Source organism: Geodermatophilus sp. SMS 5-13, from assembly GCF_059428245.1.
This window is the reverse complement of the sequence record NZ_CP165729.1, coordinates 2,490,099-2,513,380: the sequence shown is the minus strand read 5'-3', so window position 1 is coordinate 2,513,380 and position 23,282 is coordinate 2,490,099. Positions and strand designations below refer to the sequence as shown.

Sequence of the window (23,282 nt, the reverse complement as noted above, 5' to 3'; positions counted from 1 at the left end):
CGCGCCTCACCGCGCCGCCTCCGTCAGCCCGGCGAGCACCTCGGCCGTGATCTCCTCCGGCGTGCGGCCGCCGGTGTGCGCGGTGAGCGTGGCGACCTCGCCGTAGAGCGGCGCCCGGGTCTCCAGCATCGTGCGCAGCATCGCGCGCGGGTTGACGCCGAGGATCGGCCGGTCCCGGGAGAGGCCCACCCGCTTGGCGGCCGTGGGCAGGTCGACGTCCAGCCAGACGACCGCGCCGCCGTCCCGCCCGTAGGCCACCAGCAGCGCGCGGGTCGCCGCGCTGGTCACCGCTCCCCCGCCGAGCGCCAGGACGCCGTCGTGCTCGGCCATCGCCCGGGCCACGGCGGCCGCCTCCAGCGCCCGGAAGTGCGGCTCGCCGTGCTGCACGAACAGGTCGGCGACGCTGGTGCCGGCCTCGGCCTCGACGTCGTGGTCGGTGTCCCGGAAGGCCACGCCCAGCGCCGCGGCCAGCGCCGTCCCGACGGTGGTCTTGCCCGACGCCGGCGGCCCGACCAGCACCGCGAGAGGCCGGGTCATCGGATGGTCAGCGCGTCGAGGTAGGCCTGCGCGTTGCGGCGGGTCTCGGCCACCGAGTCGCCACCGAACTTCTCCAGCGCGGCGTCGGCGAGCACGAGGGCGACCATCGCCTCCATCACGACGCTGCCGCGGGGCACCGCGCAGGCGTCGCTGCGCTGGTTGATGGCCACCGCGGCCTCGCCCGTGGCGACGTCGACGGTCTGCAGCGCGCGGGGCACGGTGGAGATCGGCTTCATCGCGGCGCGGACGCGCAGCACCTCGCCGTTGGTCATGCCGCCCTCGATGCCGCCCGCCCGGTCGGTGACCCGGCGGACGCGGCCCCCCTCGGTGACGATCTCGTCGTGGGCGACCGAGCCGCGCCGGCGGGCGGTCTCCAGCCCGTCGCCCACCTCGACGGCCTTGACCGACTGCACGCCCATGAGCGCGGCGGCCAGCCGCGAGTCCAGCCGGCGGTCCCAGTGCACGTGGCTGCCCAGGCCCGGCGGCAGGCCGTGCACGACGACCTCGATGACGCCGCCGAGGGTGTCGCCGTTCTTCCGGACGTCGTCGATCTCGGCGACCATGCGCTCGCTGGTCGCCGGGTCGGCGCAGCGCACCGGGTCGTCGTCGATGCGGCCGTTGTCGTGCGGGCCGGGAACGACACCGTCGGGGACGGTCACCGGCCCGATCGCGACGACGTGGCTGACCACCTCGACCCCGAGGGCCTGCCGCAGGAACGCCTGCGCCACGGCGCCGAGCGCCACCCGGGCCGCGGTCTCGCGGGCGCTGGCCCGCTCGAGCACGGGGCGGGCGTCGTCGAAGCCGTACTTCTGCATGCCGGCCAGGTCGGCGTGCCCGGGGCGGGGGCGGGTCAGCGGGGCGTTGCGCGCCTGCCCGGCCAGCACCTCCGGCTCCACCGGGTCGGCCGACATGACCGTCGTCCACTTGGGCCACTCGGTGTTGCCCACCTGGATCGCGATCGGGCCGCCCTGGGTCCGGCCGTGGCGGACGCCGCCGGTGAAGGTGACCTCGTCCTGCTCGAAGGACATGCGCGCGCCGCGGCCGTGGCCGAGGCGGCGGCGGGCGAGGGCGACGTCGACGTCCGTGGTCCGGACCTCGACGCCGGCCGGGAGGCCTTCGAGGATGGCGGTGAGCTGCTGGCCGTGCGACTCACCGGCGGTCAGCCAGCGCAACATGCCGCGAATTCTGCCAGGCGGGGAACGGCGCTCCGCGCTACGGCAGGGGAACCGGCCCCGCAAGGGTGAGCGCGGCGGCGGCGCCGAGCAGCAGCGGCGGGCCGAACGGGACGGCGGTGCGCCAGCCCGCGCGGCGCGTCACCAGCAGGGCGACCGACACCAGCGCGCCGCAGACCAGGCCGAGGAACACGCCGGCGAGCAGCACGCCCCAGCCCACCCAGCCGAGCACCAGGCCGAGCAGTCCCAGCAGCTTGACGTCGCCGAAGCCGAGCCCCTCCGGGGAGACGACCGCGCCCAGCGCCGCCACCCCGAAGGCGGCGGCCGCGGCCAGGACGGCGCGCAGCAGCACCGGCCAGGTGCCCAGCAGCGCGGCGTCGGCGACCAGCGCGGCCGCGCAGACGGCGGCGGCCGGACAGGTGACGACGTCCGGCAGCCGGTGACCGGCCAGGTCCACCGCGGCCAGCACCGGCGCGGCGCCGGCCAGCCAGACGAACGCGGCCGTGGCCGGGCGCGCGCCGGTCAGCGCGACGGCCCCCGGCAGCAGCGCGGCGACGGCGAGCCCGGTGAGGACGACGGCGAGCGCCGAGGGACGGGCGGCCCGGTCCCGGGCGGCCAGCCGGGCCGAGGCCTGCGCCAGCCACGGGCCGGTGAGCAGGCCGGCCACGGCCAGGAGGGCGAGCACGCGTCAGCGCGCGTCGAGGGCGGTGTCGAGGGCGAGGCGCATCTCGGCGATCGGCGCCGGCTGGCCGGTCATCAGCTCGACCTGCAGGGTCGCCTGCCAGAACAGCACCTCGAGCCCGCTGATCACCCGGCCGCCGGCGTTCTCCACCCGGTGCGCCAGCGGAGTCGGCCACGGCGCGTAGAGCACGTCGAGCACCGTCTGGCCGGGTCGCCAGCCGAGGCCCAGCAGCGCCGGCTGCCCGTCGATCGGCACCGTGCTGACCACGACCGGGGCGTCGACGACGGCGCCGGCCAGCGGCACGACGGTCGTCGTCAGGCCCAGCACGCCGAGCACCCGCAGCAGCTCGGCGGCCCGCGCCGGCTCGCGGACGACGACGTCGATCCGCTCGGCGCCGAGCGAGGCCAGCGCGACCGCCGCCGCGACGGCGGTGCCGCCCGCGCCGAGGATCGCGGCGTGCGGCGCCCGCTCGACCCCGCCGAGCTGCAGCGCCATGCCGACGCCGGTGACGTCGGTGTTCTCCGCCCGCCAGCCCGTGTCGGTGCGGACCAGGGTGTTCGCCGCCCCGAGCAGCCGCGGCAGCGGCTCCGCCTCGTCGGCGGCGGCGACCGCGGCCTGCTTGCAGGGCATGGTGACGGAGAAGCCCCGCCACTCCTCCCCCAGGCCGGCCAGCAGCACGGGGACGTCGTCGGCGCCCAGGTCGAGCGCGTCGTAGGTCCAGTCGGTCAGCCCGAGCGCCGCGTACGCCGCCCGGTGCAGCAGCGGCGAGAGCGAGTGGCTGACCGGCCGGCCGATGACCGCTGCCCTCACGGGGCACCGCCCGGCCGGCCGGTCGCTCGCGCGCTCATCCGCCGGGGTGCTCCCGCAGCCACTGCTGGAACAGCGCCACGTTGGCGCTGTGCTCCTCGGCGGTGACCGCGAACCGGGTCTCGCCGGAGTCGGGGTTCACCACCACGAAGAACAGCCAGTCCCCCGGCGTCGGGTTCAGGACGGCGCGGATCGCGTCCTCCCCCGGGTTGCCGATCGGACCCGGCGGCAGGCCCGGGTGCAGGTAGGTGTTGTACGGCGAGGGGTTCGCCCGGTCCTCCGGGGTCGTGGTGATCCCGGTCTTGCCGTTGGCGTAGTTGACCGTGGTGTCCAGCTGCAGCGGCATGCTGATGCGCAGCCGGTTCTCCAGCACCTGGGCGACCTTGGCCATGTCCTCGGTGGAGCTCGCCTCGGCCTGCACGAGGCTGGCCTTGGTGAGCACCGTGAGGCGCTGGTCCTCCGGCACGGCGAGCTCGTCGAGCGCCTGCGTGGTGCGGGCGACCATCCCGCTCAGCACGTCGGCCGCGGTGTCGCCGGGCTCGACGTCGTAGGTGGCCGGGAAGAGGAAGCCCTCGAGGGAGCCGTTGGCGTAGGCGGGCAGGCCGAGCGCGGCCGGGTCCGCGGCCGCCGCCTGCAGGTCGGCGATCGGCAGGTCGGACGAGTCGGCGATGCGCTGCAGCGTCTCGGTCACGATCAGGCCCTCGGGGACCGTCACCCGGGAGACCAGCCGCGACGCGGGGTCGAGCAGCAGGTCCAGCGCGGCCGCGCCGCTCATCTGCTTGCGCAGCCGGTAGACGCCCGCGGTGATCCCCATGGCGGCGGGCTCGGTCTCGGCCGCGTCGACGAACGGGCTCACCGACGCGATGACGTCGGCGTCGGCGAGCGTGCGGGCGATGTCGCTGAGCGTGTCGCCGTTCTGCACCCGGATGTCGACGCTGCCGGAGCCCTGACCGCTGTAGTCCTCCGCGGTGAACAGCCCGAGCAGCTTCTGGCCCCCGAAGAACACGCCGCCGATCAGCGCGGCGAGGACGAGCAGCGCGACCGCGACCGCCACCGGACGGCGGCGCCGCCGCCGGCCGCCGCGCCGGTCGTACGGCTGGACGGGGATGTCCTCGTCGTACAGCTCGTCCTCGTGGAGCTCGTCGCCGAGAACGGTGTCGTGAAGATCGTCGTGGACCTCGTCGTGGAGGTCCTCGTGGAGGTCGTGCTCCTCGGCGCGCCGGCGCCCGCGGCGTCCGCGCCGGGGGGCGTCGTCGACGTGGGCGCCGATGACCTCGAGCCCGCCGGTCTCGTCGCCCCACGCGTCCGCGTCGAGCTCGTGGGCGTCGGTGGGGGCCTCGTCGTCGTGGAGCTCGTACGGCTCGTCCGACGGCGGGAGCGGCAGCGCCGACTGGGCCTCGGTCGGCGCATCGGCGCCGCCGGCCGGGGCGTCCGGGCGCCGGCTCAGCCGCGACCACGCGCCCGGCGGGGGCGGGGGCAGCGGGGCCGACGGGTGCCGGCCGGCGTCGTCGGGGGCGCTGCGCCAGCCCGACGGCGCGTCGTCGCCGGAGCGACGGGGTTCGGGGCGCTCGGGTCCGTCCCCGGAGTGCCGCCACTCGAGCGGCACGGGCCCGGTGTCCTCGGCGTAGCGGTCCACCGGGCCGGGGACGCGGGGCATCCCGGCCGTGGTCGCGGCGGCGGCCAGGACGTCGGCGCGGCGGTGCTGCGGGGTCGGCGTCCAGGCAGCGGTGTCGTCCTCCGCCCAGTCGCGCGGGGCGGAGTCGGTGGCGCGGCGGCCGTAGGCCTGCGGCGCGGGGCGGGGGGTCCGGGAGGCCGGGACGCCGCTCGCGTCGTCGTCGGGCGAGGCGTGCCGCCCGCGGGGACGCGGCGCTCCCGGGCCGGTCACGGCGTGGACCCCCGCGAATCGAGGAAGTGCTGCAGGATCACCACAGCGGCGGCCTGGTCGATCACCGAGCGCTGCGCGCGGCTGTCGCGGCCTGCTTCCCGGAGGGATTGGGCGGCGGTCACGGTGGAGAGCCTTTCGTCGACGAGGTGCACGGGCACGTCACCTATGCGCCCGGCCAGGGCCCGAGAGTAGGCGGTGGCGTCCTCGGCCGAGGCGCCCGACGCACCCGAGAGGTGCTTCGGTTCCCCCACGACCACCTCCGTCACCTCGTGTTCCACCACGAGCGAGGCCAGCCGGTCCAGGTCCGACTCGTCCTTGGCCCGCTTGACCGTCTCCAGCGGGCTGGCGAGCGTGCCGGTGGCGTCGGACAGCGCCACCCCGACGCGCACGGTGCCGACGTCGACCCCCATCACCCGGCCGCCGCGGCGGGCCGGCCGGTTCGGGCGCGGCGGCACCTGCAGGCCGGCCGGCCAGCCCTTGGACAGGTCGATCTCGGCGGTCTCGTGCGAGACCGGAGGAAAGCCCTGGGTCAGGTCGATCTCGGTGGTCGGGTGGTACTGCGGCTGGCCGGACGGATTCGTGCGCGGCCGCGCGGGCGGCACTGCGGGCAGCTTCCGCTTCCGCTCGCCGACCGGGCCGGTGTCCTCCGGGTTCCACTCGCTCACGAGTTTGTTACCTCCCTACGGCGGCCGCGACCGCCTCTTCTCCGGCCTTGAGCGCCGCAGGGATCCCCGCGGGATCGGTGCCACCGCCCTGGGCCACGTCGGGCTTGCCGCCACCGCGCCCGCCGACGGGCGCCGCGGCCGCCTTGATCAGGTCGCCGGCCGAGAGCCCGCGCCCGACCGCGGCCGGGTTGAGCGCGGCGACGAGGGCCACCTTGCCGCCGGCCTCGGAGGCGAGCAGGACGACGGCGGGGCGGTCGGCGGGCAGCCGCCCCCGGACGTCGAGGGCCAGCGTGCGCAGGTCGCCGCCGCCCAGGCCGCCGGGCGCGCCGGTGACCACCGAGACGCCGTCGAGGTCCCGGGCGTCCTGGGCGAGGGTGCCGGCCGCGGCGACGGTCTGCTGGGCGCGCAGCTCGGCGAGCTCCTTGTCCACGTCGCGCAGCCGGGCGAGCATGCCGCTCACCCGCTCGACCAGCCCGTCGGTCGGGGTCTTGAGCAGCTCGCCGAGCTGGCGGACGAGGTCGCGCTCGCGCGCCAGGTAGCGGAACCCGTCGAGGCCGACGACCGCCTCCACGCGCCGCGCCCCCGAGCCGACCGAGGACTCGCCGGTCAGCGCCAGCGGGCCGATCTGCGCGCTGCCGCGCACGTGCGTGCCGCCGCAGAGCTCCCGCGACCACGGGCCGCCGATCTCGACCACGCGCACCTGCTCGCCGTAGGTCTCTCCGAACAGCGCCAGGGCGCCGATCGCCTGCGCCTCGGGCAGCGACATGTAGGTGGCGGTCACCTGGTGGTCGGCGCGGACGGCGGCGTTGGCGACCTCCTCGATGTCGTGCCGCTGCTGCTGGGTCAGCGCGCCCTGCCAGGCGAAGTCCAGCCGGAGGTAGCCGGGCCGGTTGTACGAGCCCGACTGCAGCGCCTGCGGCCCGAGCACCTGCCGCAGCGCGGCGTGCACCACGTGGGTGCCGGAGTGCGCCTGGCACGCCGAGAGCCGCCACTCGCGGTCGACCTCGGCCACCAGCTCGGCGCCGGTCCGCAGCTCGCCCTCGAGGACGCGCACCTGGTGGGCCACCAGGCCCTTGACCGGCCGCTGCACGTCGAGCACCTCGGCGCGGCCGCCGTCCCAGGTCAGCAGGCCGGCGTCGGCGATCTGCCCACCGGACTCCGCGTAGAACGGCGTGCGGTCGAGCACGACGCGGGTGATCTCCCCCGGGCCGGCGACGGCCTCGGTGCCGGACTCCTCCAGCTCCGACACGACCCCGAGAACCAGCGAGTCGGTGCGCAGGGTGTCGTAGGCCCGCCAGTCGGTGGGGCCGTGCTCGGCGAGCAGCTGGCGGTAGGCCAGGACGTCGACCGAGCCGGTCTTCTTGGCACGGGCGTCGGCGCGGGCCCGGTCGCGCTGCTGCTGCATGAGCGCGCGGAAGCCCTGCTCGTCGACGGTGACGCCCTGCTCGGCGGCCATCTCGAGGGTGACGTCGATCGGGAAGCCGTAGGTGTCGTGCAGGCTGAACGCCTGCTCGCCGGACAGCCGCGGGGAGCCGGACGCCTTGGCCTGCCGGACGGCGGTGTCGAACAGCGTCGTCCCCTGGGACAGGGTGCGCCGGAACGCCTCCTCCTCGGCGTAGGCGACGGCGGAGATGCGGTCGAAGTCGGCGGCCAGCTCGGGGTAGCTCGGGCTCATCGCGTCGCGGGAGACCGGCAGCAGCTCCGGGAGCGTGGCGTCGTCGACGCCGAGCCGCTTCATCGAGCTGATCGCCCGGCGCAGCAACCGCCGCAGGATGTAGCCGCGGCCCTCGTTGCCCGGGGTGACGCCGTCGCCGATGAGCATCAGGCCGCTGCGGATGTGGTCGGCCACGACCCGCAGCTGCACGTCGTCGGCGTGGTCACGCCCGTAGGTCACGCCGGACAGGTCGGCGGCCCGGTGCAGCACCGGCGAGACCTCGTCGATCTCGTAGAGGTTGTTCACGCCCTGCAGCAGGTACGCGACCCGCTCCAGGCCCATGCCGGTGTCGATGTTCTTCCTGGGCAGGTCGCCGACGATGCGGAAGTCCTCCTTGGACTGCACGTCGTCGAGCTGGTACTGCATGAAGACGAGGTTCCAGATCTCCAGGAACCGGTCCTCGTCGACGACCGGGCCGCCGTCCTGGCCGTGCTCGGGGCCGCGGTCGTAGTAGATCTCGCTGCACGGGCCGCCCGGGCCGGGCTGGCCGGTGTGCCAGTAGTTGTCCTTGAGCCCGCGGCGCTGGATCCGCTCCTCGGGCAGGCCGGCGATCCGCTTCCAGGCGTCGGCGGCCTCGTCGTCGTCGAGGTAGACGGTGACCCAGATCTTCTCGGGGTCGAAGCCCAGCTTGCCGTCGGCCTGGGAGCCGGTGACGAGGTCCCAGGCGTGCTGGATCGCGCCCTCCTTGAAGTAGTCGCCGAAGGAGAAGTTGCCGTTCATCTGGAAGAACGTGCCGTGGCGGGTGGTCTTGCCCACCTCCTCGATGTCGAGGGTGCGCACGCACTTCTGCACGCTGGTGGCCCGCGGGTAGGGCGCGGGCTCCCGCCCGGTCAGGTACGGGATGAACGGCACCATGCCGGCGACCGTGAACAGCAGCGACGGGTCGGGCGACACCAGCGAGGCGCTGGGGACGACGGTGTGGCCGCGCTCCGCGAAGTGCTCGAGGAAGCGGCGGCGGATCTCGGCGGTCTGCATTCGGCTCTACTTCGTCCGTGGTGTCTTCGGTAGGGACGGCGCCCGCCCCCGGTGATCAGTTATCGGCGGCGTGCCGGCCGGGCAGCACCGACGGCAGCGCGAGCTGCTCGCGGGCGGGCAGCGGTGCGTCGAGGCCGGTGCCGGAGCGCAGCTCCGCCTCGCGCTCGGCGGCCGCGGCCCGCACGTCGGCGCCGAAGTCGCCGATCGCCTCGGCGAGCTCGCGCAGCCCGTCGGCCAGCGAGCCCAGGATCCCGGCGGGGGTCATCTTCTCGGCGGCGGCGGAGAGCTTGCGCACCACCAGCGCGCCGATGGTGATGCCCATCGCCAGCCAGAACAGCCGGCGCATCAGGCGGCCCGCCGGGCGGCACGGCGCGCGCGGCGCGCGTCCTTGTCCCGCTGGGCGGCCTCGGCGATCGCCTGGCCCTCCCGCTTCTTGCGGGCGGCGCTGCGCACGCCGTAGCTGAACGCGGCCACCTTGATCAGCGGGCTGCCGAGCGTGGCGGCGACGATGCTGCTCAGCGCGGCGACGTTGCTGGACACGTTGGCCGCGTTGCCGGTGATGTCGTCCACCCGCTCCAGGTTGCTGTTCACGTGCGCGACCGTGGTGTTGGCCTGCAGCAGGATCGGTGCGGCCTGCTCCCGGGTCTGCCGGATGGTCAGCGTGGTCTCGTCGAGGACCCGGCCGAGCTTGAGCAGCGGGATGGCCAGGAGCAGCACCAAGAGCACCAAGGCGAGGGCTGCGATCAGTCCGGCCCACTCTCCTGCGGACACGCGGTCTTCTCCTGTCGTCGCGGCGGCACCGGGTGCGACGACCCGGCGTGGTCACAGTAGCCGGGGCGCTCCGCCGCTGTCCGTCCGTACCGGCGGTCAGCGGCGGCGCAGGATGGCGCGCAGCTTGGCCAGCCGGGCCGCGATGGCGCCCTCCGCGCCGCGGTTCGTGGGCCGGTAGTAGTCGCGGCCGACGAGGGCGTCGGGCGGGTACTGCTGGGGCACGATGCCGTCGGGGTGGTCGTGCGGGTAGACGTAGGTCCTGCCGTGGCCCAGCTTCTTCGCCCCGGCGTAGTGGGCGTCGCGCAGCCCGGGCGGCACCGGGCCGGCCCGCCCGGCCCGCACGTCGGCGACCGACTCGCCGATCCCCACCGTGATCGCGTTCGACTTGGGCGCGGTGGCCAGGTGGACCACCGCGTGCGCCAGGGGGAAGTGCCCCTCGGGCATGCCGATGAGGGCCACCGCCGAGGCCGCGGCCACCGCCGTCTGCAGCGCCGTCGGGTCGGCCATGCCGATGTCCTCGCTGGCGGAGATGACCAGCCGGCGGGCGATGAACCGCGGGTCCTCCCCCGCCTCGACCATGCGGGCGAGGTAGTGCAGCGCGGCGTCGACGTCGGAGCCGCGGATCGACTTGATCAGCGCGCTGGCCACGTCGTAGTGCTGGTCACCCTGCCGGTCGTAGCGGACGGCGGCCTGCGCCACCGCCGTCTCGAGGGTGACCAGGTCGATCTCGCTGGCGCCGGCCTGCTGGGCGGCCCCGGCGCCGGACTCCAGCGCGGTGAGCGCCTTGCGGCCGTCGCCGCCGGCGATGCGGACGAGGTGCTCCTCGGCCTCGGGCGCCAGGGTCACCGCGCCGTCCAGACCGCGGTCGCTGGTGAGCGCGCGGTGCAGCAGGGTGCGGATGTCGTCGTCCTCGAGGGGCTGCAGCGCCAGGACCAGGCTGCGGCTGAGCAGCGGGCTGACCACGGAGAAGAACGGGTTCTCGGTGGTCGCGGCGATCAGGCTGACGATGCGGTCCTCGACCGCGGCGAGCAGCGAGTCCTGCTGGGTCTTGGAGAAGCGGTGCACCTCGTCGATGAACAGCACGGTGCGCCGGCCGGCGTAGGTGAGCTCGCGCTTGGCCGCGGTGATGACCGCGCGGACCTCCTTGACGCCGGAGTCCAGGGCGGAGAGCTGCACGAACTGCCGCTTCGTGGCCAGGGAGATGACGTGCGCGAGCGTCGTCTTGCCGGTGCCCGGCGGGCCGTAGAGGACGACGGACATCGGCTCGTCGGCCTCCACCAGCCGGCGCAGCGGTGAGCGCGGGCCGAGCAGGTGCTGCTGGCCGACCACCTCGTCGAGCGAGCGCGGCCGCATCCGCACCGCCAGCGGCGCCCCGGGGTCGACCTCCGGCGCGTCCTCGGCCGGCTGGTCGAACAACGAACTCACGGTTCCTGACGCTACCCGCGGGGCACGACGGAACCCGTGCACACGCGACGCATCGGGGACGTGACGGTCAGCGCGATCGGGCTGGGCGCCATGCCCCTGTCCACCAAGGACGACCGGCCGTCGCCGGACGAGGCCGAGGCGGTGGTGCACGCGGCCCTGGACGCCGGGGTGACGCTGATCGACACCGCCGACGCCTATGCGCGGGACGAGGCGGAGTTCGGGCACAACGAGGAGCTGGTCGCCGCCGCGCTGCGCTCCTACGGGGGCTCCGACGAGGTCCTGGTGGCGACGAAGGGCGGGCACACCCGGCGGGGCTCCGCCTGGGAGCTGGACGGTTCGGCGTCCTACCTGCGCCAGGCCTGCGAGGCGTCGCTGCGCCGGCTCGGCGTGGACGCGATCGGGCTCTACCAGTACCACCGGCCGGACCCGGAGACGCCGTGGGAGGAGTCGATGGGCGCCCTGCGCGCGCTCGCCGACGCCGGGCTGGTGCGGATGGTCGGCATCTCGAACGCGGACATCGCCCAGATCGACGTCGCGCGCAAGATCTGCGGCGACGCGCTGGTCAGCGTGCAGAACCAGTTCTCCCCCGGCTGGCGGCACTCGGCCGACGAGCTGGCCCATTGCGCGGCGCACGGCCTGGCGTTCCTCCCGTGGAGCCCGTTCGGCGGCATCCGCTCGGCCGGGTCGCTGGACACGGCTGCGCCCGCGTTCGCCGAGGTGGCCGCCGAGCTCGGCGTCTCGGTCCACCGCGTGACGCTGGCCTGGCACCTGGCACAGGCGGACGTCGTGATCCCCATCCCCGGCGCCTCGCGGCCGTCGTCCATCGCCGACTGCGCCGCGGCCGCCGACCTGACACTCACCGACGCCCACCTCGCCCGCCTCGATCAACCGTGATCATCGTCAGGTGGCTGCCCTCATCGGCGTGTCGCGCAGCCACCTGACGATGATCAACCGCGATCCACAGCCGGTTGCCTCGTCCACAGTTGGCGACGACGGCCATCGGCAGGCCGGTCGCGGGCCGAGGCTGCCTGGCTGTGTCCCTTCCTCCCACCTACTCACTCGCCTCGGCTCGTGCGGCCGGGCTGACCCGGGGTCGCCTCCGCGGACCGGCGTTCGTGCGCCTCTGCCACGACCTCGTCGTCCGCCTCGACGACGCGATCGACGTCCGTGAGCGGCTGCAGCTGCTCGCCTCGGTGCTCCCTGCCGATGCCGCCTACAGCCACCTCACCGCCGCGCATCTCCTCGGCGGGCACGTAGACGCTCCCCCGCGGGCGCACGTGGCGCTCACCCCTCGCCGGGTGCTGCCCCAGCGCGCCGAGTTCCTGGTCCACGCCCGCCGCCTCGAGCCCGCGGACGTCGTCGAGCTCGACGGGTTGCGCGTCACCTCCGGCGCCCAGACCTTCCTGGACCTGGCCCAGGCTCTGCCGCCGGCCGAACTGGTCGCGGTCGGCGACGCGCTGACGGCCGCGAAGCACCTCAACGCGGAGGATCTGGCGGAGCGGCTGGGCCGCGCCGAGCGGGTGCGCGGCGTGGTCCGCGCCAGGGAGTGCGCCCCGATGCTCTCGGCCCAGGCGATGTCGCGTCCCGAGAGCCTGATCAGGTACTGGCAGCTGGGCAGCGACCTGCCGGATCCGCAGCCACAGGTGCCGGTGCACGACCGGTGGGGCCGCACCGTCGCGCACGGCGACCTCGGCTACCCCGGGTGGAAGGTGCTGCTCGAGTACGAGGGCCAGCAGCACGCGGAGCTCGACAGGTTCGGCAGCGACATCGACCGGTACTCGCTCATGGCGGCGGGCGGCTGGCTGGTCCTGCGCTTCGCCCAGCGGCACCTCAACCGCGGCACGGTGGTCGAACGCACGCGCGGGGCGCTGCTGAGCCGAGGATGGCGCCCTACGGCTCGTTGATCATCGGCGAGTGGCTGCCCGACACGCCGACAGGGGTAGCCACGTGCCGATGATCAACTCGGTCGGAACCGCGCCGGCCGGCGCGGAGGAAGGCCACGAAGGCCGCGACGACGAGAGCGACCACCCACGGCAGGAGGTCGCGCTGGGTCGGCGACGAGGCGAGGCCGAAGACCTGCCAGGCCGCGGCCAGCGAGTCCGGCAGCGTCCGGGGCAGGCCGGTGCCGGGCCGGAGCAGCTGCTCCAGGTACCCCGCGGCGGTGAGCGCGGGCGAGACGAACCAGGCGGCGAGCACGGCCGGCGGCCACCACGCGAGCCGGGTCAGCGGCCGGGCTCCGGCCGTCACCAGCGCGACCGTGAGGACGGCGGCGCCCGCCCACACCGCCACCCGCCCGACGACGTCGAAGGACTCGGACGGCCCGATGACGGCGGCCGCGACCGAGGACACCCACGCCGGCGCCGCCCCGGCGAGCACCGCCAGACCGAGCGCCAGCCCCGGCCGGCCGAGCGCCGCGGCCGAGCCCAGTCCCCAGCCCGCCAGTGCCACCGCGACGACCACCGCGCACAGCCCGCCGACGACGACGCCGTCGCCGCTGAACGCGTCGGGCGACTCCCCCATCAGCGTCGCCGCCGAGTCCGCGAGCGCCACGGCGAGGGCCACCGCCAGGCCGCCGAGCGTGGCGACCACGCCGAGCCCGCGCCGCGGCGTGAGCAGGCACAGCACCCCCGCACCCACCCCGCCGGCCAGCGCACCGAGCACCAGGACGCTCAGCAGCGACGCCGACAGCGGCAGGGCCATCCGCGGGCCCACCGGGACCGCCCGCAGGCCGTCGAGGACCCAGAACAGGTATCCCCCCGCCCACCAGACGAGCCCGGCGAGCGGCACCAGCGCCCACACCGGCAGCCTTGGGGTGCTCACGTCCACGGATCTCCCTCGTCTCGCAGCACCGGCGACCGCGTCGCGGCCAGCCGTTCCAGCAGATCGGCCGCGGCGGGCGCACCGCCGTGCCGGGCCAGCGACTCCCCCGCCGCCCGCGCCCGCGCGGCGAACGACGGCTCGGCCAGCAACCGCTCCACGGCCGCCCGCACCCGCGACGGTGTGGGCCGGCCCGTGCGCAGGTCCACGCCGACCCCGGACGCCGCCACCCGCCGGGCGATCTCGGGCTTGTCGAGCGTTCCGCCGGCCACCACCAGGGGCACGCCCGCGCCCAGCGCCGCCAGCACGCCGCCCCAGCCGCCGTTGGTGACCATCACCGCCGTCCGGGGCAGCAGCCGGTCGTAGGGCAGGAACGCGGCCTGGTGGGCGTTGGCGGGCACCCGGTCGGCCGGCAGCGCCGCTCCGCCGGTGGCCGCAGCGACCGTGACCGGCAGGCCCGCGAGCCCCGCCAGGGCCGGCAGCAGCAGGTCGGCCGGGTCGACGTCGTAGGTGCCCTGGGTGACGTGCACGACCGGCCGGTCGCCGTCCAGGCACGACCACCACGGTGGCAGCGGCCGCCCGGCCGCCGGCGGAGCCAGCCGGCCGACGAAGTGGACCTGCGGCGGCAGGTCGCTGCGCGGGAACTCGAGCTCGGGGACGCCGTTGGCGAGCACCAGCTGTGGCGAGTAGAACGCCTCGAGCGCCGGGACCCGCGTCGCCGGCAGGTCCAGCGACGCCCGCACCTCGGCGGCGACGGCGTCCAGCCGCCGGCCGAGGACGAGGGCCGAGAGCCCGCGCAGCGCGGCGTCTCGCACCCGGCCGAGCGGTCCGCGCCCCGGTCGCAGGCCCAGCCCGAACGGCGGCAGGTCCCGGCTGGGCAGCCCGAGCGGCACCAGGGCGACCGACGCCCACGGCGTGCCGCTCGCGTCCGCGGCCAGCGCCGCGCCTCCCGCGAGCTGATCGGAGACCAGCAGGTCGAACGGGCCGGCCGCCAGGATGTCGCGGGCCTGCCCGGCGGCGGTCCGGAGGAACACGTGCTCGACGTTCGCCGTCACCGCACGCGGCCCGCGGCCGTGTGTCACCGCCGGGAACGTCGCGGCCAGGTCCGACTCGTCGAAGTCCGGCGCCTGCGCCCACGGCAGCCAGGTCGCCCCGACGTCGGTGAACCGCGGCCCGTACTTCTTGCCCGTGTAGGCGACGACGTCGTGGCCGCGGCGGGTGAGCTCAGCGGCCACGGCGGCCATGGGCGCGACGTGGCCGGCGAACGGCATCGCGGCCACCAGCACGCGCACGGGGGCACCTCCAGGAAACGGAACGCCCCGGGACCCTAGGGCATGTCTGCCGGATTTCCAGCCTTGGTTAGCACCGCCCGGGCGGCGCCCCGCTGCGTTCGAGGGGTCGCTGGATACAAACCCGGTATCCAGCGCCCCCTCGGCCTTGCGGTGCATCCGCCTGGACGGCGCTTCCGTCGGCATGGATCCGGCAGACGCGCCCTAGCGGCCCAGCACCTCCCGCAGGGCGCCCAGCAGCAGCGCCACCGCGTCGGGCCGCGCGTTGTGCCCCATCAGGCCGATCCGCCAGACGGTGGCCGCGTACGCCCCGACGCCCCCGCCGATCTCGAGGTCGTAGCGCTCGAGCAGTTCCTTGCGGACGGCGGCGGAGTCGACACCGTCCGGCACCCGCACGGTGGTCAGCTCGGGCAGCCGGTGCCCCTCGGCCGCGAACAGCTCCAGGCCCAGGTCCTCGAGGCCGGCGTGCAGCAGCCGGCCGGCCTCCTCGTGCCGGGCGTGCACCGCCTCCAGCCCCTCGCCGAGGATCCGGCCGAGCCCCGCGTGCAGCGACACGACCATGCCGGTCGGCGCGGTGTGGTGGTAGGTGCGCCCGCCGGTGCCGGCCGCCTCGCCGGCGTACCCGCCGAGCATGCCGAGGTCGAGGTACCAGCTCTGCGGCCGCTCGACCCGCCGCTCCCAGGCGCGGTCGTTGATGGTGAACGGCGCCAGCCCCGGCGCGACGCCCAGGCACTTCTGCGAGCCGGCGTACGCCAGGTCCACGCCCCACTCGTCGAGCTCCACCGGGATGCCGCCCAGCGAGGTGACGCAGTCGGCGAGCAGCAGGGCGTCGCCCTTGCCCGCGCCCAGCGGCGCGAGGTCGGAGCGCACGCCGGTCGAGGTCTCCGCGTGCACCGCCGCGATCAGCTTCGGCGACGGGTGGGCGGCGAGCACGCGCTCGACGTCCACGGGCGAGCCCCACTCGTGCTCGACGGCGACCACCTCGGCGCCGCAGCGCGAGGCGACGTCGACCATCCGCTGGCCGAACAGGCCGTTGACGGCGACGACGACCACGTCGCCCGGGCCCACCGTGTTGACGAAGGCGGCCTCCATGCCGGCCGAGCCGGTCGCGGACAGCGGCAGCGTGCGCCGGTTCGCCGTCCCGAAGACCCGCCGCAGCCGGTCGGAGGTCTCGTCGAGGACCTCGAGGAACAGCGGGTCGAGGTGCCCGAGCAGCGGGTACCCGAGGGCGGCCACCGCCTCGGGGTAGGGGTTCGACGGTCCGGGTCCGAGCAGGGTGCGGGCACGCAGCGGCATGCGGCGGAGGCTACCGAGGCCCCTCCGCGTCGGCCGGGACCCGGCCGGCCGCCCGCGCCGGCAGCAACTGGGCCGCGTAGCAGGCGATCAGCGACAGCAGCACCGCACCGATCGCGCGGACCACCGCCGGGACGTCGTAGTTCGAGTCGGACCGCGTGATGATCGCGATGCCGCCGACCTCCAGCGCCGCACCGAAGATCGTCACCGCCGCGAGTGCGAAGCGCCGCTGGTCCGGGGTCAGCCGGAGCAGGGTGACCGGCAGGCAGGCGAGGGTGAACAGGACGCCCGGGGCGAGGTACCAGAACCACTGGACGACGGTCAGGTCGTGCGCGATCGCGAACAGCCAGACGCCGAGCGACACGACGACCGCGGCGGTGGCCACGAGGGCCGCCGGGTCGCGCCGCAGGGACGGCGCCGGGCGCAGCACGCCCGAGGAGACGGCGACCGCGAGGCCGGCCGCCAGCACGACCAGACCAGCGAGCCACGCCCACCAGGCCGGCCCGACCGCGTACCCCGAGTACGTGAAGATCGCCCGCCACCCGATCAGCTCGCCGACCAGGCCGAGCAGCGCGCCCGCGAGCAGGCCGGCGGCGAGGGCGTCGCCCGAGCGCCCCCACCGGCGGAGGAGCAGCAACCCGGCCGCGAGCAGGAGCGGCAGGGTCACCTCCACCGTCCACGTCACCGTGGTCCAGGACAGGTCCGCGGCGCGATAGCCGTTGCCGGACTCGAAGACGAGGAAGCGCGACATCGCGAGGAGCGCGCCGGCCACGGCCACGCACGCCAGCACCCCGGCCCGGCGCAGCTCGACGCCCGTCGGCCGGGCCGGCGCCTCGCGCGGCGCCAGGGCCACGGGCGCCGCCGGTGCGGGGGCGGGGCCGGGCTCGGGCGCCGGTGGAGGCTCCTCGGTCACCGCCACGACCACGGGGGGTTCCGGCGGCGGCTCCGGCTCGACCGATTCCGGCGGCGTCCCGAGCCGCACCAGCAGGTCGGTCGCCGCCGTCGACACCGACCGGCTGTCGTCGTCGACGAGGGTGGTGAGCTCGCGCTCCACGGCCTCCCGCACCCGCTCGTTGCCGCGCAGGTACAGGTCACCGAGGCCGTCCAGGGCACCGAGCCGCTGCGCGGCGATCGGGCTGTCGATCGCGTAGCGGAGGTGGCGCGGCAGCTCCCACGCCACGTTGCGGGCGATCACGATCCGCCCCTCGACGTCCTCCTGCTTCTTGGGCCGCTGCTGCGGCATCTCGGTGACGACCCGGTCGCGCACCCAGCTGTAGAGCTCGTCGAGGGTGATGTCGCCGTCGGCGTCGAGGTCCGCGGCCCCGCTGCGCATGGCCTCGACGAGGTAGCGGGTGAACACCGACCGGCTGCCCGAGCCGGTGAGCTCGTCGCCCTCGAAGGAGTACGAGGTGGCGTCCGACGCGGTGAGCACGGCCCGGCCCCGGCCCTGGAACCGCTCCAGCGTGTGCACGGCGGGGTCGGCCTTCGCCGTCCGGCCCGCGGGGAAGGCGCCGCTGTAGCAGCAGTCGAGCACCAGCACCTTGCGCCGGGAGGAGCAGCCGTCCATGGCGTCGCTGATCGAGGCGGCCGGCAGCCCGGTGAAGAGCAGCGTGTCCCGGCGGGTGTTGGTCATGGCCAGGTACAGCCGGCCGTCGTCGTCCTTGAGGCCGTGCCCGGAGAAGTAGAGCAGCGTCAGGTCCTCGCGCCGGCAGCCGCCGTAGAAGTCGCCGATCGCCTCGCCGACGACATGCGCGGGCTCGTCGAGCAGCACGGTGACCTCGAACCCGGCGACGTCGGGGTCGCGCAGGACGTCGGCGAGCGCCTCGGCGTCGTGGGCCGGCGCGGCGAGGCGGCTCAGCCCTGGGTCCTGGTAGCCGTAGGTGGCGACCAGGAGCGCCTTCCGCTGCGGCGCCACGGCCTCAGGCCGGCTGGTGCCGCCGGACGAAGGTCGCGACGAGCTGGGCGCGCTCGGCGTCCGTCGCGTTGTCCAGCTCGAGCGTGTCACCGTCGATGGTGACCGACACCTTGTGCCCGGCCCCGCGACGGGTCAGCCAGTCCTTGATCGTGCCGATCACGGCGACGAAGACGCCGCCGCCGGCGCTCAGGGTGACCAGCCACTCCGTGAGGCCGACCGCCACCCCGCCCTTGGCGCCGGCCGGCGCCGGCCCGTCGTCCACGGTCGCGACCTCGTCCACGTCGAGCGCCCGCAGCTCGTTGCGCAGCTGCCGGCCGAGGCGGTCGACGTCCTCCGGGTCGGCGCCGGCGTCCGGGTGGAGGACGACGTGCAGTTCCACGGACCGGATGGTCCGCCGCCGCCCCCGGAGGGACAAGGGCCCCTCGGCCCCTCAGTGCGCGGGGTTCGTCGGCCCCGGGGCGCCCGGCTCGCCGGGCAGCGGCGGGTCCTCCGGCTTCGCGTCGATGCCGGCCTCCTTGCGCTGCGCCTCGCTGATCGGCGTCGGCGCGCCGGTCAGCGGGTCGTAGCCGGCGCCGGTCTTCGGGAAGGCGATGACCTCGCGGATCGACTCCACCCCCGACAGCAGCGCGCAGGTGCGGTCCCAGCCGATCGCGGCGCCGGCGTGCGGCGGCGGGCCGTAGGAGAACGCCTCGAGGAAGAAGCCGAACCGCTCGCGGGCCTCCTCCTTCGACATGCCGAGGGTCTCGAACACCTTCTCCTGCAGCGCGGCGTCGTGGATACGCACCGAGCCGCTGGCCAGCTCGTTGCCGTTCACCACGAGGTCGTAGGCGTCGGAGAGCGCCGCCCCCTTGTCCTCGGCGAAGCGCTCCCGCCACTCCGGGGTCGGCGAGGTGAACGGGTGGTGCATGAAGGTCCAGTCGCCGTCCTCGGTCTGCTCGAACATCGGGAAGTCGACGACGAACAGGAACGACCACGTGCCGGGCTCGATCAGCTCCAGGCGGCGGGCGATCTCGTTGCGCGCGGCGCCGAGCAGCTCCTGCGAGGAGCGTCGGGAACCGGCGGCGAAGAAGACGCAGTCGCCCGGCTGGGCGCCGACGGCGTCGACCAGGCCGTCGCGCTCCTTGTCGGAGATGTTCTTGGCGACCGGGCCGCCGAGGGTGCCGTCCTCGCCGACCGTGACGTAGGCCAGGCCACGCGCCCCGCGCGACTTCGCCCAGTCCTGCCAGGCGTCGAACGCCCGCCGCGGCTGCGACCCGCCGCCGGGCATGACCACGGCGCCGACGTAGGGCGCCTGGAAGACCCGGAACGGCGTGTCGGCGAAGAAGTCGGTCAGCTCCGTGAGCTCGAGACCGAAGCGCAGGTCGGGCTTGTCGGAGCCGAAGCGGTCCATGGCCTCGCGGTAGCTCATCCGCGGGATCTCCGGCACGTCGTAGCCGGCCAGCTCGCGCCACAGCGCCCGGACGACGTCCTCGGCCACGGCCAGGACGTCGTCGCGCTCGACGAAGCTCATCTCGAAGTCCAGCTGGGTGAACTCCGGCTGCCGGTCGGCGCGGAAGTCCTCGTCCCGGAAGCAGCGGGCGATCTGGTAGTAGCGCTCGAGGCCGCCGATCATCAGCAGCTGCTTGAACAGCTGCGGCGACTGGGGCAGCGCGTACCACTTGCCCGGCTGCAGCCGCACGGGGACGACGAAGTCGCGGGCCCCCTCCGGCGTCGAGCGGGTCAGGTCCGGGGTCTCCACCTCGACGAAGCCGTGCCCCGCCATCACCCCGCGGGCGATCCGGTTCACCTCGGACCGCAGCCGCAGGGCGCGCGCGGGGCCTTGCCGGCGCAGGTCGAGGTAGCGGTACTTGTAGCGGACGTCGTCGCCGGCCGCGACGTCGGTCTCGATCGGGAACGGCAGCGGCGCCGAGGCCGAGAGCACCCGCAGGGACGACGTCGCGACCTCGATCTCGCCGGTCGGCAGCTCCGGGTTCTCGTTGCCCTCCGGACGCCGGCGCACCTCGCCGGTGACGAGCACGCAGTACTCGTTGCGGAGGTGGTGCGCCTCCTCCTCCCGGACGACGACCTGCACGTAGCCCGAGGCGTCGCGCAGGTCGAGGAAGACCACGCCGCCGTGGTCGCGGCGGCGGGCGACCCAGCCGGCGAGGGTGACGGTGGTACCGGCGTCGGACGCGCGCAGCGTGCCGGCGTCGTGGGTGCGGAGCACAGCGGGGGCCTTTCGAGAAGGGAGGGGTTACCAGCGGTCGTGCACGTGGGCGCGGATGCGCTCGTCGTAGAGCCGCTCGAGGTCGGCCAGCTCCGAGTCTGTCAGGCCGGGCAGGTCGGCCGCCTCCGCATTCGACCGGGCCTGGGCGACGGAGCTGGCACCGGGGATGACCGAGGTGACGCCGGGCTGCTGGATCACCCAGCGCAGCGCGACCGCGGCCGGCCTCCGGTCGCCGCAGATCTCCACGAACTCGCGGGCCGCTCCGACGCCGACCTCGTAGGGGACGCCGGAGAAGGTCTCCCCCACGTCGAAGGCCTCCCCGTGCCGGTTGAAGTTCCGGTGGTCGTCGGGGGCGAACGTCGTCGACTCGCTGAACTTGCCGGACAGCAGCCCGCTGGCCAGCGGCACCCGGGCGAGGACGCCGACGCCCGCCTTGGCCGCCATCGGCAGCAGCTCCTCCAGCGGCTTGCGGCGGAAGACGTTGAGGATCACCTGGATCGAGGCCACGCCCGGGTGCTCCAGAGCGGTCAGCCCCTCGGCGACCGTCTCCACGCTGACCCCGTACGCGGCGATCGCGCCGTCCTCGACGAACCCGTCGAGCGCGTCGTAGACCCGCTGATCGGAGTAGACGGCGGACGGCGGGCAGTGCAGCTGCACCAGGTCGAGGGTGTCGACACCGAGGTTGGTCCGCGACCGGTCGATCCAGGCGCGCAGGTTCTCGGGCGTGTACTGGGCGGCCTCGAACGGGTCCGCGCGGCGGCCGGCCTTGGTGGCGACGAACGGGCGCTCGGACCGGGCGACCAGCGCCTTGCGGATGCGCACCTCGGATCGGCCGTCGCCGTAGACGTCGGCGGTGTCGATCAGGGTCACCCCGCTGTCGAGCGCGGCGTCGAGGACGCCGGCGGCGGTGTCGTCGTCGACGTCCCCCCAGTCGCCGCCGAGCTGCCAGGTGCCAAGCCCGACGACGCCGACGTCCGCGCCGGTCCGGCCCAGCGGCCGCTGCTCCATCACGTCCCCACCGTCGCACGGACGGTCTCGAACAGCTCGCCGATGGGGACGGCCCGCTGCTCCCCCGTCCGCAGGTCCTTGAGCTGGCCGACGCCCTCGGCGAGGTCGCGCTCGCCGATGACCACCGCGTGCGAGGCCCCCGACCGGTCGGCGGCCTTCATCGCGCCCTTGAGCCCGCGGTCGCCGTAGACCGTGTCCGCGGAGACGCCGGCCTGGCGCAGCTGCCCGACCAGCCGCACCGCGACCCGCTTGGCCTCGGCCCCCAGCGGGACGACGAACGCCTGCACACCGGTCGCCGGGACGATGTCCAGCCCCTCCGCCTGCACCGCCAGCAGCGTCCGGTCGACGCCCATGGCGTAGCCGATGCCGGAGACGTCGGGGCCGCCGAGCAGGGCCGAGAGCCCGTCGTAGCGGCCACCGCCGCCGATCGCCGACTGCGCGCCGAGGCCGTTGTGCACGAACTCGAACGTCGTCTTCGTGTAGTAGTCCAGGCCGCGCACCAGCTTCGGCGCCTCGGTCCAGGTGACCCCGAGGTCGGTCAGGTACTGCCGGACGGCGTCGTAGTGCGCCTTCGTCGGGTCCGACAGGTGGTCGACCATCAGCGGGGCGTCCTCGAGCTGCGCCTGCACCTCGGGCCGCTTGTCGTCGAGCACCCGCAGCGGGTTGATCTCGGCGCGGCGGCGGGTGTCCTCGTCGAGGTCGAGCTTGTCGAGGAAGGCCACGAGCTTCTCGCGGTACTGCGGCCGGCAGGTGGCGTCGCCCAGCGAGGTGAGCAGCAGCTCGAAGTCGGTCAGCCCGAGGTCGCGGAACCCCTGCACGCCCAGCGCCACCACCTCGGCGTCCAGCGCCGGGTCGTCGACGCCGAGGGCCTCCATGTCGACCTGCGTGAAGTGCCGGTAGCGGCCCGCCTGCGGCCGCTCGTAGCGGAACGCCGAGCCGATCGTCCACAGCTTCACCGGCAGCGCGCCGGTGTGCAGCCGGTGCTCGATGAACGCCCGCATCAGCCCGGCGGTGAGCTCCGGGCGCAGGGTCAGCGACCGGCCGCCGCGGTCCTCGAACGTGTACATCTCCTTGGTCACGACGTCGGTGGACTCACCGACGCCGCGGGAGAAGACGGCGGTCTCCTCGAACACCGGCGTCTCGACGTAGCCGTACCCGGCCCGCCGCAGCGGCGCGGTCAGCGTCTCGCGGACGGCGAGGAACCGCTCCGAGTCCGGCGGCAGGACGTCGAACGTGCCCTTCGGGGCCCGCAGGAACCCCTCGCTCACAGCCCCCGCCCCTTCGGCGCCGGGCCGGCACCGGCCGCGGCCTCGGCGAGGAACGGGTTGGTCGCCCGCTCCCGGCCGATCGTGGTGGCCGGCCCGTGCCCGGGCAGCACCACGGTCGCGTCGTCCATCGGCAGGACGACGTCCCGCAGCGACCGCAGCATGTCCTCCCACGACCCGCCGGGCAGGTCCACCCGGCCGACCGAGCCCGCGAACAGCACGTCGCCGGCCAGCAGCGCCGGGGCGTCGTCGAGGTCCAGGGAGAACACCACCGAGCCCTGCGTGTGCCCGGGCGCGTGCCGCACCGTCAGCCGGACGCCGGCCAGGTCGAGGACGGCGCCGTCGTCCAGCGGCCGCACCTCGGAGGGGTCGGGCAGCTTCACGGCGCCGATCAGCGGGGCCAGCGCCGGGCCGTGCCAGCGCAGCGGATCGGCCAGCATGCCGTTGTCGGCGGGGTGCAGGTAGGCGGGGATGTCGTAGCCCTCGCACACCGGCAGCACGGAGAAGGTGTGGTCGAGGTGGCCGTGGGTCAGGACGACGGCGACCGGCTTGAGGCCGTCGGCGCGCAGCAGCTGCGCCAGCGGCTCGACGGCGTCCATACCGGGGTCGATGACCACGCACTCCTGCCCCGCCCCGGGGGCGACGGCGTAGCAGTTGGTGCCGAACGCGCCGGCGGGGAACGAGCGGATGAGCACGCCGAAAGGTTACGCGGGGGTGATCACGGCGCCCCGGCGCGCTCGACGTGCCAGGGATCGCCCAGGAACGCCACCTAGACTGCGCGCGAACGGCGGGACGCGAGCCGCACGGGCGAGGCAACGCCCGCGGCGCCCCGCCCACGACAAGCGAGCTGTCCGAG

Annotated in this window: 21 protein-coding genes; 2 read left to right on the top strand and 19 right to left on the bottom strand. The window is 75.2% G+C overall.

Annotated features, from left to right (window positions below; all coding sequences use genetic code 11):
• Positions 1 to 6: 6 nt before the first annotated feature.
• From AB3388_RS12315 to AB3388_RS12270, 10 genes are all read right to left on the bottom strand, one after another.
• The gene (locus tag AB3388_RS12315; RefSeq protein WP_495411057.1) at positions 7 to 537 is read right to left on the bottom strand and encodes a shikimate kinase; all 531 of its coding nucleotides are present in this window, start codon (positions 535 to 537) and stop codon (positions 7 to 9) included.
• Positions 534 to 1,712, bottom strand: a complete 1,179-nt coding sequence (gene aroC, locus AB3388_RS12310; RefSeq protein ID WP_495411056.1) for a chorismate synthase — start codon at positions 1,710 to 1,712, stop codon at positions 534 to 536. Before aroC ends, AB3388_RS12315 begins: the two co-directional genes overlap by 4 nt.
• A 37-nt stretch (positions 1,713 to 1,749) precedes the next feature.
• Complete coding sequence (locus tag AB3388_RS12305) at positions 1,750 to 2,394, bottom strand: prepilin peptidase (protein ID WP_495411055.1); 645 nt, start codon at positions 2,392 to 2,394, stop codon at positions 1,750 to 1,752.
• Positions 2,395 to 2,397: 3 nt separating this feature from the next.
• Positions 2,398 to 3,201: a shikimate dehydrogenase gene (locus tag AB3388_RS12300; RefSeq protein WP_495411054.1), complete on the bottom strand. Its 804-nt coding sequence runs from the start codon at positions 3,199 to 3,201 to the stop codon at positions 2,398 to 2,400.
• Between the two features lie 34 nt (positions 3,202 to 3,235).
• Positions 3,236 to 5,083, bottom strand: a complete 1,848-nt coding sequence (gene mltG / locus AB3388_RS12295) for an endolytic transglycosylase MltG (RefSeq protein WP_495411053.1) — start codon at positions 5,081 to 5,083, stop codon at positions 3,236 to 3,238.
• Positions 5,080 to 5,748 (bottom strand): Holliday junction resolvase RuvX, encoded by a 669-nt coding sequence (ruvX, locus tag AB3388_RS12290; RefSeq protein ID WP_495411052.1) that lies wholly within the window; start codon positions 5,746 to 5,748, stop codon positions 5,080 to 5,082. The genes mltG and ruvX overlap by 4 nt, the downstream gene beginning before the upstream one ends.
• 7 nt (positions 5,749 to 5,755) lie before the next feature.
• Complete coding sequence (gene alaS, locus AB3388_RS12285) at positions 5,756 to 8,437, bottom strand: alanine--tRNA ligase (protein WP_495411051.1); 2,682 nt, start codon at positions 8,435 to 8,437, stop codon at positions 5,756 to 5,758.
• A 55-nt stretch (positions 8,438 to 8,492) separates the two neighbouring features.
• Positions 8,493 to 8,783, bottom strand: a complete 291-nt coding sequence (locus AB3388_RS12280; RefSeq protein ID WP_495411050.1) for a hypothetical protein — start codon at positions 8,781 to 8,783, stop codon at positions 8,493 to 8,495.
• Complete coding sequence (locus tag AB3388_RS12275; protein WP_495411049.1) at positions 8,783 to 9,208, bottom strand: DUF948 domain-containing protein; 426 nt, start codon at positions 9,206 to 9,208, stop codon at positions 8,783 to 8,785. The genes AB3388_RS12280 and AB3388_RS12275 overlap by 1 nt, the downstream gene beginning before the upstream one ends.
• A gap of 96 nt (positions 9,209 to 9,304) precedes the next feature.
• A complete protein-coding gene (locus AB3388_RS12270; RefSeq protein WP_495411048.1) occupies positions 9,305 to 10,633 on the bottom strand; it encodes a replication-associated recombination protein A in 1,329 nt (442 codons plus the stop codon).
• A 36-nt stretch (positions 10,634 to 10,669) separates the two neighbouring features.
• Between AB3388_RS12270 and AB3388_RS12265 the strand changes: the two genes are divergently transcribed.
• Together AB3388_RS12265 and AB3388_RS12260 are read left to right on the top strand one after the other, a co-directional pair.
• Complete coding sequence (locus AB3388_RS12265; RefSeq protein WP_495411047.1) at positions 10,670 to 11,527, top strand: aldo/keto reductase; 858 nt, start codon at positions 10,670 to 10,672, stop codon at positions 11,525 to 11,527.
• A gap of 221 nt (positions 11,528 to 11,748) precedes the next feature.
• The gene (locus tag AB3388_RS12260; protein ID WP_495411046.1) at positions 11,749 to 12,537 is read left to right on the top strand and encodes a type IV toxin-antitoxin system AbiEi family antitoxin; all 789 of its coding nucleotides are present in this window, start codon (positions 11,749 to 11,751) and stop codon (positions 12,535 to 12,537) included.
• Here AB3388_RS12260 and AB3388_RS12255 read toward each other — a convergent pair.
• The 9 genes from AB3388_RS12255 to AB3388_RS12215 all read right to left on the bottom strand — a co-directional run bounded on the left by AB3388_RS12255 (position 12,524) and on the right by AB3388_RS12215 (position 23,121).
• Positions 12,524 to 13,453: a hypothetical protein gene (locus tag AB3388_RS12255; protein WP_495411045.1), complete on the bottom strand. Its 930-nt coding sequence runs from the start codon at positions 13,451 to 13,453 to the stop codon at positions 12,524 to 12,526. The two genes, AB3388_RS12260 and AB3388_RS12255, sit on opposite strands and share 14 nt — an antisense overlap.
• Positions 13,450 to 14,742 (bottom strand): glycosyltransferase, encoded by a 1,293-nt coding sequence (locus AB3388_RS12250; protein ID WP_495411044.1) that lies wholly within the window; start codon positions 14,740 to 14,742, stop codon positions 13,450 to 13,452. The genes AB3388_RS12255 and AB3388_RS12250 overlap by 4 nt, the downstream gene beginning before the upstream one ends.
• A gap of 201 nt (positions 14,743 to 14,943) precedes the next feature.
• The gene (locus AB3388_RS12245; protein WP_495411043.1) at positions 14,944 to 16,035 is read right to left on the bottom strand and encodes a pyridoxal-phosphate-dependent aminotransferase family protein; all 1,092 of its coding nucleotides are present in this window, start codon (positions 16,033 to 16,035) and stop codon (positions 14,944 to 14,946) included.
• A 10-nt stretch (positions 16,036 to 16,045) separates the two neighbouring features.
• Positions 16,046 to 17,947: a caspase family protein gene (locus AB3388_RS12240; RefSeq protein ID WP_495411042.1), complete on the bottom strand. Its 1,902-nt coding sequence runs from the start codon at positions 17,945 to 17,947 to the stop codon at positions 16,046 to 16,048.
• Between the two features lie 4 nt (positions 17,948 to 17,951).
• On the bottom strand, positions 17,952 to 18,326 hold the full coding sequence (locus AB3388_RS12235) for an effector-associated constant component EACC1 (protein WP_495411041.1): 375 nt from the start codon (positions 18,324 to 18,326) through the stop codon (positions 17,952 to 17,954).
• A gap of 51 nt (positions 18,327 to 18,377) precedes the next feature.
• On the bottom strand, positions 18,378 to 20,153 hold the full coding sequence (aspS, locus tag AB3388_RS12230; protein WP_495411040.1) for an aspartate--tRNA ligase: 1,776 nt from the start codon (positions 20,151 to 20,153) through the stop codon (positions 18,378 to 18,380).
• A gap of 27 nt (positions 20,154 to 20,180) precedes the next feature.
• Positions 20,181 to 21,161, bottom strand: a complete 981-nt coding sequence (locus AB3388_RS12225; protein ID WP_495411455.1) for an aldo/keto reductase — start codon at positions 21,159 to 21,161, stop codon at positions 20,181 to 20,183.
• Positions 21,161 to 22,429 carry a histidine--tRNA ligase gene (gene hisS / locus AB3388_RS12220; protein WP_495411039.1) on the bottom strand — a complete coding sequence of 423 codons (1,269 nt, stop codon included), beginning with the start codon at positions 22,427 to 22,429 and terminating at the stop codon, positions 21,161 to 21,163. The genes AB3388_RS12225 and hisS overlap by 1 nt, the downstream gene beginning before the upstream one ends.
• Positions 22,426 to 23,121 (bottom strand): MBL fold metallo-hydrolase, encoded by a 696-nt coding sequence (locus tag AB3388_RS12215; protein WP_495411038.1) that lies wholly within the window; start codon positions 23,119 to 23,121, stop codon positions 22,426 to 22,428. Before AB3388_RS12215 ends, hisS begins: the two co-directional genes overlap by 4 nt.
• Positions 23,122 to 23,282 lie beyond the last annotated feature (161 nt).

Excerpts from the sequence above, each read along its gene's own strand:
- AB3388_RS12315 (WP_495411057.1), bottom strand. The coding sequence starts at position 537 with ATGACCCGGCCTCTCGCGGTGCTGGTCGGGCCGCCGGCGTCGGGCAAG.
- aroC (WP_495411056.1), bottom strand. The coding sequence starts at position 1,712 with ATGTTGCGCTGGCTGACCGCCGGTGAGTCGCACGGCCAGCAGCTCACC.
- alaS (WP_495411051.1), bottom strand. The coding sequence starts at position 8,437 with ATGCAGACCGCCGAGATCCGCCGCCGCTTCCTCGAGCACTTCGCGGAG.
- AB3388_RS12280 (WP_495411050.1), bottom strand. The coding sequence starts at position 8,783 with ATGCGCCGGCTGTTCTGGCTGGCGATGGGCATCACCATCGGCGCGCTG.
- AB3388_RS12245 (WP_495411043.1), bottom strand. The coding sequence starts at position 16,035 with ATGCCGCTGCGTGCCCGCACCCTGCTCGGACCCGGACCGTCGAACCCC.
- AB3388_RS12225 (WP_495411455.1), bottom strand. The coding sequence starts at position 21,161 with ATGGAGCAGCGGCCGCTGGGCCGGACCGGCGCGGACGTCGGCGTCGTC.